General features: G+C 58.5%; 6 protein-coding genes. 4 read left to right on the top strand and 2 right to left on the bottom strand.

Features of this window, described 5'->3' with window-relative positions:
• Positions 1–158: 158 nt before the first annotated feature.
• Positions 159–599: a universal stress protein gene (locus CORAM0001_RS10670; RefSeq protein ID WP_005511992.1), complete on the bottom strand. Its 441-nt coding sequence runs from the start codon at positions 597–599 to the stop codon at positions 159–161.
• Positions 600–731: 132 nt separating this feature from the next.
• Positions 732–2864, bottom strand: a complete 2133-nt coding sequence (gene uvrB, locus CORAM0001_RS10665; RefSeq protein WP_005511997.1) for an excinuclease ABC subunit UvrB — start codon at positions 2862–2864, stop codon at positions 732–734.
• A 367-nt stretch (positions 2865–3231) separates the two neighbouring features.
• Here uvrB and CORAM0001_RS10655 point away from each other — a divergent pair, with 367 nt between their 5' ends.
• The 4 genes from CORAM0001_RS10655 to CORAM0001_RS10640 form a co-directional block, all read left to right on the top strand.
• Positions 3232–4113: a DUF559 domain-containing protein gene (locus CORAM0001_RS10655; protein ID WP_005511991.1), complete on the top strand. Its 882-nt coding sequence runs from the start codon at positions 3232–3234 to the stop codon at positions 4111–4113.
• Between the two features lie 69 nt (positions 4114–4182).
• Positions 4183–5151, top strand: a complete 969-nt coding sequence (locus tag CORAM0001_RS10650; RefSeq protein WP_005511996.1) for an ABC transporter ATP-binding protein — start codon at positions 4183–4185, stop codon at positions 5149–5151.
• A gap of 24 nt (positions 5152–5175) precedes the next feature.
• A complete protein-coding gene (locus tag CORAM0001_RS10645) occupies positions 5176–6024 on the top strand; it encodes an ABC transporter permease (protein ID WP_005511993.1) in 849 nt (282 codons plus the stop codon).
• 117 nt (positions 6025–6141) lie between these two features.
• Positions 6142–6938: sensor histidine kinase (locus CORAM0001_RS10640; protein ID WP_040361989.1), on the top strand; the 797-nt coding region annotated here is incomplete at its 3' end.

Raw genomic sequence — 6938 nt, 5'->3', positions numbered from 1 at the left:
TTTTGTAGTTGAAGAAGGGATTATCACCGGCCGACAATAGGAAAAACCGGCACCTCAACCCAGAGGTGCCGGTTTAAAACGAAAGCTAAACTGCTATAGCTCACTGTTTTGTTAGCTCACGGTTTTGCTAACTCACGTTTTGTTAGCTCACGGTTTTATTAGCTCACAGTGTGAACAATCATGACGTCACAGTCCGACTGACGAGCAACATCAGCCGGCACGGAGCCCAGCAGACGACCAGTCAGCGAGTTAATACCACGGTTACCAACCACCAGCAGGTCAGCGCGACGGTCGGTGACCAGGGACATCAGAGCCTCAACCGGGGAGCCGGAGCGAACCTCGGTCTCAACCTTGGTAGCGCCGACGGCCTCTGCGGCCTCCTTAGCAGCAGCCAGGTTCTTCTGAGCCGGGTCATCGCCGAGGACCTGAACCGAATCCTGGCGCAGGGTCTTGGACGCATCCTCTGCAGTCTCGTAGTAAGCGCAGCCGATAACCAAAGTGGCATCGAAAGCAGCGGCAATCGAGGCAGCGCGCTCTACTGCGAGCAGCGACGACTTAGAACCATCCGTGCCGACAACAATGGTCTTGTAATCACTCATGAAAACTATCCCTCACTGTGGAAGTTGCATTAAAACAGTTCATCGTGCGTAACGCCGTCGTTGCCCCGAACCCACTGGCCAGAGGCACTTTCGCGAATACACTGTTTTACTTCCCACAACAGTAGCAAAAAACTACTCGACACCGGCCTCAATCATCCCCTTAAGTTCCTTCTTGAGGTCGAAAATCTCATCGCGCAAGCGCCCCGCAAGCTCGAACTTCAACTCGCGCGCAGCCGCGGCCATCTGCTCCGACAGATCCGCGATAAGCGCCTCCAGCTCAGCCCGCGGCATTTGCTTACCGCTAGCACCATCGGCCGCGCCCGAGCCGTCGGCACGCGAGAGCAGCGCATCAGCGGCCGCACCGGTCTTGCCTTCGTAATCGGTGTCGGCGTTGTCATAGACCTGATCCAGAATGTCCGCGATCTTCTTACGCAGCGGCTGAGGATCGATGCCATGCTCGGTGTTGTACGCGATCTGCTTTTCACGGCGGCGCTCCGTCTCGTCGATGGCGAACCGCATGGAATCGGTGATCTTGTCGGCGTACATGTGCACCTCGCCGGAGACGTTTCGCGCGGCACGACCAATCGTCTGAATCAACGAGCGCTCCGAACGCAGGAACCCCTCCTTGTCGGCGTCGAGGATTGCCACCAGCGAAACCTCGGGCAGGTCCAGCCCCTCGCGCAGCAGGTTAATGCCGACCAGCACGTCGTACTCACCGAGACGCAACTGTCGCAGCAGCTCAACGCGCTTGAGCGTATCCACATCCGAGTGCATGTACCGCACCTGCACTCCATTTTCGAGCAGGTAGTCGGTCAGGTCCTCCGCCATCTTCTTCGTCAGGGTGGTCACGAGAACACGCTCGTCACGCTCGGTGCGCTTTCGGATCTCGCCGATCAGATCATCGATCTGCCCCTCAGTTGGCTTAACGACGATCTTGGGGTCCACCAGCCCTGTCGGACGAATGACCTGCTCCACATACTCGCCACCCGCCTTCTCGAGCTCATAGTCACCCGGCGTTGCGGACATGAACACGACCTGGCCCACTCGGGCATCGAATTCGTCGAACGTCAGCGGGCGGTTATCCAGCGCCGAAGGGAGGCGGAAACCGAAGTCGACGAGGTTGCGCTTACGGGAAGCGTCACCTTCGAACATGCCGCCAATTTGCGGCACGGTGACGTGCGACTCATCGATGATGGTAAGGAAGTCCTCCGGGAAGTAATCGATGAGTGTCGCGGGGGCCGAGCCCGGCGCGCGGCCATCGATGTGGCGCGAGTAGTTCTCGATGCCGGAGCAGAAGCCGACCTGCTCAATCATTTCGAGGTCGTACTCCGTGCGCATGCGCAGGCGCTGTGCTTCCAGCAACTTGCCGCGGTTTTCCAGATCCGCCAGGCGTTCGGCGAGTTCGGCCTTGATGTCCGCGACGGCGCGTTCCATGCGCTCCGGGCCGGCGACGTAGTGCGTAGCAGGGAAAATGCGCAGCTCAGGGACTTGGTCGATGACATCGCCTGTGACCGGATTGAGGTAGTACAGCGAATCAATCTCGTCGCCGAAGAACTCCACCCGCACGGCCTTTTCTTCGTAGGCCGGGATGATGTCGACCACGTCACCTTTTACTCGGAAGGTGCCGCGGGTAAAGGCAATGTCATTGCGGGCGTACTGAATGTCCACCAAAAGGCGCAGGAACTGGTCGCGATCGACTTCCTCGCCCTCCTTCAGCCACACCGAACGGTCGAGGTAGGACTGCGGGGTACCCAGGCCATAGATGCACGAAACAGAGCTGACGACGACTACGTCGCGACGCGACAACAGCGCTGAAGTAGCCGAGTGGCGCAGGCGCTCCACGTCCTCGTTGATGGAGGAATCTTTTTCAATATAGGTATCGGTCTGCGCGATGTAGGCCTCGGGTTGGTAGTAGTCGTAGTACGAAACGAAGTACTCGACCGCGTTGTTTGGCAGCAGGCTGCGGAGCTCATTGGCCAGCTGAGCCGCCAGTGTCTTGTTCGGCGCCATGACCAGGGTTGGCCGCTGCACCTTTTCGATCAGCCACGCCGCGGTGGCTGACTTACCGGTACCCGTGGCACCCATCAGGACAACCTCACGCTCGCCTCTGTCCAGGCGTTCCGATAGTTCCGCGATTGCCTGCGGCTGGTCGCCCGAGGGCTCGAACTCGCTGATGACCTCGAAGGTTCCCTCAGCGCGCTCGACTTCACCGACGGGACGGAACTCCGAGTGCGCGAGGACGGGTTGCTCTGCTGCAAATGCCATAGTTCCCAGCGTAGCGAAGGCTGCTTTACATGGGCTGGTTATGCCCGCTCCCCTGAGGTTTGGGGCGGCTGTAGGGCTTTGGCGCCAGCGCAGACGGTACAGGCGGCACAGGTACCGCAGGCGGGGTTCCGCTTCACCAGCTGGCCCTTAGTGCGCAGCGACTGGCTCCTGGTGAAGCGCAAGCCGTCTTATCGATGGTCCACGGCTGCGGCTGCCAGGATGCGGCTGCAAGGCTGCGGCTGCAAGGCTGCGAGGCTGCGGCTGCGGGAGGCCTGGGTTATCCACACCCTGAAAGTTGTCCACAGATTGGACGCGGAGCCTCTCACACAGAGAATCCCCTGGGCCGAAAAAGCTTAAAGTCCCGACCATGGGAAGTTTCACCACGGCCGAGTTACGTGCACTCGGCATCGGAGAGAAAAAGACCAAAGCCCTCCTGCAACAAGGCAGGCTAACTAAATTAGTACGTGGCCTCTACATTGACGACCACTCTCCCGACTCAGTCGCCCAGGCAATCACGGGGCATTACAAAAACATTGCACTAAGCGGCAAAAGCGCAGCCCAAATCCACTTGAGACTTCCCCTGACATTTCCTATCCAGGCAGAGGGCGCGGGATCAGTTCAGGCCGAGACCTTCTCCATTAGGCACAGCCGTCTGCCGGCCTACACCAGCATCAATGACCTCCCAGTTGTCGAAGCGCTCTGGGCAGCACGAGCTTCAAAAGACTATGCACGCAGAATACTGGAAACGCACTACGCCGGCCGCGACGGCCATCGACGCCTCAACCACGACCTCAGCCGGATGCGGAAAGTCCCCGCATGGCTGCGTGAAACCATCGCCACCACGCCGATTGGCGCATGCAGTGAACTCGAGCGCAAGCTGGCCCGCCCACTAATCAAACGCGGGTACCGCTTCCGAATGAACCAGTACATTGGCCCCTACTGCTTCGACATCCTGCTTGACCAGTGGAAAATAGCCATCGAAGTCGACTCAGAGAAGTACCACGCCAACGTGGACTCGTTCATCACAGATCGCTGGAAGACCAACTCCGGCACGCTGCACGGCTGGATAGTCCTGCGGTTCACAGACTCATGCATCAATTGGAACCTCGACAGCGTCCTCGACGAGATCGAGCAGGCAATCCGATGGGTACAAAAGCGCCGTCCCCGCGTGGACTATAAACCAGGATGGCCTGCCAGCCAGAAAGTTTGGGAATGGAATCCAACGGTTGGCTACGCAAATAAGCAATGACACCTGTCATGGGCAATTCGTGACACCACCTATACGTCCATACCTCTAATCCGCGCTGAACTTGGAACTATGAATCCGGACGTAATTCTCGAGTTCTCCAATATCACCAAGCAATTCAGCAAAGGCCAAGTAACCGCACTCGATGATGTCAGCGCCACCGTCCGCCGCGGTGAGGTCGTCGCCATCCTCGGTGAAAACGGCGCAGGCAAAACCACACTTATCGATCTCATCCTCGGCCTGACCACACCCACCGCCGGCCGCATCGAAGTCAACGGCCAATCATCCAGGAACGCGGTCAATGCTCAGCAGGTCGGCGCTATCTTGCAGACGGGCGGTTTGCTTCCCGACGTAACGGTCGAGGACACACTCAAGATGATTGCCAGTGGCTATTCGGAGCATGTGGCGTTGGCGGACGTCGTAAAGCAAGCGCGGCTGGAACCCTTGCTGAAGCGGAAAGTCGGTAAGTGCTCGGGCGGTGAGCAGCAGCGATTGAAGTTTGCGTTGGCCCTGCTCGGTGATCCGGAGTTGATTGTGTTGGATGAGCCGACAGCGGGGATGGATCCGAGTGCGCGGCGCAATTTTTGGGCGGATATTCATGCCCGGGCGGAGCGTGGCACGACGGTGTTGTTCACCACGCATTACATGGATGAGGCGGAGGATTTTTCGAAGCGAATCATCATGCTGCACAAGGGGCGTATCATGGCGGACTTGGATACGCCGAGCATGCTTGCGCTGAGTAAATCAGTGCTGGTTGAGGCTAATTTTCCGGGTGCGGCACCGGAGCTTTCAGAGCGCACTGAGGTCGATGAGGTCACCTGGTTGAGTAGCGCTGCTGGGGAACCGGCCGGGACCAGTAGGCGCGTGCGGCTGCGGACACGGGATTCGGACTCACTGCTTCGTCACTTGGTAACGGAGACGGATGCGACCGACTTCACGGTCCAGCGCGCGAAGCTTGATGACATTTTCATTTCTATGCAGCGTGACGCAGATGTTGCAGCTGATGCCACGCCCGATGTCGCCGTGGCTGCTGGGAACTAAAGGAAATAACTGGAAAGGATTGCCATGACGTACACCGCGACTGAAACTTCGTCCGACATACCCGGCGCGACTGCTGGTACCAGCGCAACAAAGCTAACCGAATCCCACGGCCTGTCGACATACATCGCCATTCAGATCAAACGCTATCTGTCCGACTGGTCGAACCTGTTCTTCTCCATCGGCCTGCCCATCTTGTTCTTTCTGGTGTTCGGTGCCTCGCTCGACCGCGGCGGCGATGCCTTCCCTCACGGCAATGTCACCGCCTACGTGATGATTGGCATGGCTATTTACGGCGGCGTCACAGCAGCGGTGGCCAGCGCCGGACAAACGATTATGGAGCAAACCACGGGATGGGGTCGCCAGCTTGCGCTGACACCAATGTCGACGTCGCGTATTGTACTAAGCCAGGCAATTCTGGTGCTCTTCGCCGCAGTGTTGCCGATTGCGGCAATGTATCTTCTCGGCCTCGTCATCGGCGCCGAGATGGAGCCACGGGCCTGGATTGTCAGCTTCATTCTCTGTGTTGTAACCTGTCTGCCGTTTGGTTTCTACGGCTATGCCTGGGCACTGCTGCTGCCGAAGCCGTCAGCGCTCAGTATCGCGTCTGGCTCGATTGTCGTGCTGTCTTACCTCGGCAACCTCTTTATCCCGATGCAGGGCACGTTGCTGGCAATCAGCCGCTTCACGCCGCTGTTCGGTTCTGTGACTCTGTCGAGGTATCCGCTGACCGCAGGTCTTACTCCCAGCACGGATACTGGTGCAGGACTCTACACCGAGCCACTGTGGGTGCCCATTGTCAATGTTGCAGTGTGGAGCATCCTGCTAATCGGCTTCTGCATATATCTGAACAAGCGCGAGAAGTCGCGGCTGTAAATAACGCGGCGAAACACGGCTAGATAGCAAACCCAAGCGATAGCCATCGCCTCCATCTAACCTGTGACTAACTAGACCAACTTCCCTCTGCCACCGACCGAGACCGCCTAGGCATCTATGACAACCACTTTGCGACGCAGCTTCAGCCATCCCTTCCAGGGATTCCATGTCTACTCCGCACTGTCGGCTGGCATCTGGATTGTGGTTTTACCCTTCGTCTTCTTCGGTTTCGTCGCCGAAAAGGTCGCTCAGATAACTGCGCTGATTGTCAGCTTTGCGCTGGTGTACATCTTCATCTGGGGCTCACTTCACTACTATCCTCGCGGCTGGTTGCAACGAGCTCGCAACATACTTGCCCTGTGCATAGTCGCAGCGTTCGGCCTGCTCTCCATCCCGCTTGTGGGAAACGGCGCCAGCGCATTCCTGCCATTTGTCGCAGCATTGCTCAGTTGGATGCTGCCCATCATCCCCGCCATCCTCAGCATTGGCGTGCTCGGCGCAACAATAGTTACCATTAGTCATTTCTTGGCTCCGGAAAGCGGTCTCATCTTACCCATCGATGCCCTGTTTTGGGCCGTCGTTGTCTGCTGCGTTGTTCAACTCAGCAGGTTCTCCCAGGAACGAGCCCAGCTCAACCAGGAAATTGAGCTCAGCCAGCAGCGCGACTCCATCGCCCGCGATGTCCACGACGTGCTGGGCCATTCGCTGACGGTCATCTCGCTCAAATCTGAAGTCGCGCGGCGTTTGGTCCACACCAACCCCGATGCCGCCGCTGCCGAACTCGAGGCCATCACCGCTCTGTCGCGCACATCGCTTGCCGAAGTCCGCTCAACAGTCACACGCATGCGCCAGCCGGATCTCGCAGGCGAGCTCGCCGCCGCCGCGCGGGCATTCCACACCGCACACATTGAGGG

The sequence above is a fragment of the Corynebacterium amycolatum SK46 genome, from assembly GCF_000173655.1.
Lineage (GTDB): Bacteria > Actinomycetota > Actinomycetes > Mycobacteriales > Mycobacteriaceae > Corynebacterium > Corynebacterium amycolatum_A.
Note: the sequence above shows the minus strand (reverse complement) of the source record. Positions and strands in the feature narration are given on the sequence as shown.